The organism is Gemmatimonadaceae bacterium, from assembly GCA_035633115.1.
Classification (GTDB): domain Bacteria; phylum Gemmatimonadota; class Gemmatimonadetes; order Gemmatimonadales; family Gemmatimonadaceae; genus UBA4720.
The window spans coordinates 1-2,082 of record DASQFN010000006.1 but is presented as its reverse complement, the minus strand read 5'-3'; the positions used below and the strand labels follow the sequence as shown (position 1 = coordinate 2,082).

2 protein-coding genes are annotated in these 2,082 nt (G+C 61.8%); one reads left to right on the top strand and one right to left on the bottom strand.

Annotated features, from left to right (window positions below; all coding sequences use genetic code 11):
• Positions 1 to 226: hypothetical protein (locus VES88_00195; protein ID HYN79890.1), on the top strand; the 226-nt coding region annotated here is incomplete at its 5' end.
• 228 nt (positions 227 to 454) lie between these two features.
• Here the strand turns inward: VES88_00195 and VES88_00190 are convergent.
• Positions 455 to 1,831, bottom strand: coding sequence for an IS1380 family transposase (locus VES88_00190; GenBank protein ID HYN79889.1), 1,377 nt, complete (start codon positions 1,829 to 1,831; stop codon positions 455 to 457).
• Positions 1,832 to 2,082 lie beyond the last annotated feature (251 nt).

The following is a 2,082-nucleotide window of genomic DNA, read 5'->3' as shown; positions in this document are numbered from 1 at the left end:
GTCGTGCGACGCAAACTGCCTGCCTTCCACGCTATTCCCCCCTCTGGAGCGCACAGCGTTTCATGAGCGCGTGCTCGAGGAGATTCTGCAGGAGCGAGTCGCCTCCCGCCGTGGCCGACGCAACCCGCGCGGGGTCAAACGAAAGATGAGCAACTTCCCGCTGCGCCGTCACGCGAAACCCACACCGCCGGTCAGCATCAAAAAAGCGATCCGAATACTTAAGTGAAGAGTATTGCCCTTAGCCTGCATTATTCATGAAAGTGCGCGCGATTGCATTGTCGAACGTGGTGCTGACGTTTTTTGCGACTGATTGCGTGCTGAAACGCTGGAGCGGGAGGCCGAACGAGTGTGGGCGGGCCATTTTTGCATGTTGCCAGTAATGAATGGGCGATTGCGGACGTACTGATCCCGAACCGCGTGTCAGAAGCCGGTCGTAGCGGTGAGGGATCGGCCGTTAGCTTGGGACAGCGCCGAGGCAGCGCGCCACGCGGCACCAGTCCGAGCGCCACGGCGCGTATTGCGGCAGATGCAGCACGATGCGGCGCACCGAGCGCTGCACCCACACGCCGAGCTTGAGCAGGCGCTCGCGCAAGGTCGACACTTGCGCCCGTGCGCAGTCGGTGGTGGCCGCACAGCCACGCAACTCCTGCATCAAGACGTAAGCGGCTGCGGTGAGCAGCACGCGCAGTTGATTGGCCCAGAAGCGTGTGCAGCTGGTGCGGTCGATCTCCAAGCCATGATGTAGTTCTTTGATGCGGTTCTCGATCTCGGCGCGCTGGCAGTAGATGTCTTCATAGACCCGTTGCGGCGCCGCGCTCAAGTTGGTGATCACGTAGCGTGCATTGTCGCGCGGTTCGCGCCCCTCCAGTCGCACCACTTCCGCCTTGATGATGATGCGGCGCTGGGCGCCCCAGCTCTTGGCCGCATAGCGGCACTCTGCATACAGATGCGTGGTCTGTTTGCTACTTGCCGAGGCGCGCCGGGCGCGCTTCATCCACGGCTCGCAAGCGCGCTCCAGCACGGCGTTACCCGCCATCGCCACGACATACTGCACTCTTTCGGTGTCGAGGAAGTCCAGAATCTCGGGGCAGGCGTAACCCCCATCGAGGCGCACCCTCAGTCGCGCTTTGGGGAACGCCGCGCGTAGCCGCGCCAACACCCGCTTAAGAATGCCGATCGCCCCCAGCTTCGCCGGCGCATTACCCGGCCGCAGCACATAGGCAAACAGATATTGCTCGGGCTCCTCATCGAAGCGTATGAAACCGGCCACCGGCAGGTAACACCACGTGTCGTAGTGGCCGTTGAACAGCGTCAGTTGCTGAGTGCCATGCGTCGGATCGTCAGTGGGATCGAGCTCCACGGTGATGCGCTTCGCTTTACCGCGCCGGTGCCGGCGTTGCCGCTCGATCACCGCATCGGCCAGCGCTTCCCCCATGCGATACAACACCTTTGGCCCGGCCGCGTTCTCAAAGCGCGACAACGTCGCTTGCGAGGCGAGTGCCTCGCCTTCCAGCGGATCGCGCCCCACCAGCAACTTCTGGATCGGATCGTCAGCCAGCCGCGCCGCATCGTTGCAGTCAGCATAGCCGCAGGCAATCGCGAATACCCGCTGGCCAATCAGATCGTGCAGCGTGTGCATGACCTTCCCCGGCTGGCGTTCATCGCGAAAGCACGCGGCCAAGCGCTCGGTCAATCGCAATCGCTCATCGCACGCCTTGAGCAGCACCGCGCCGCCATCGGAACTGCCATGCGGTTGGTCAAACCGCGCCACCAGCGGCTTACCGAACAGCTCCGGGAACAACACACACTGTCGTGTGCTATCGTCTCTCATGCAAAGGCCTCCTTTGTGGTCCATCGCTCGTGTCGTAACGGCTTTGTACCACGTTGGAGGCCCTTTGCATCCTCAGCTTCGTGAATAATCCGGGCTAGGCATACCGGCGTTACAGCACCGGGATCTCAGAGTCCTCGATCTGCTGGCTAGGGGCAAGTCAGACCCAGAAATCGACCGACAGCTTTTGGTAGAGTCATGCCCTGAGGTAGTCCGTCAAGTCTTTTTTTACGTCGTCGTCCCGAGCTGTTTAA

Bases quoted from the DNA above. Each gene is read 5' to 3' on its own strand.
- VES88_00190 (HYN79889.1), bottom strand. From the start codon at position 1,831: ATGAGAGACGATAGCACACGACAGTGTGTGTTGTTCCCGGAGCTGTTC.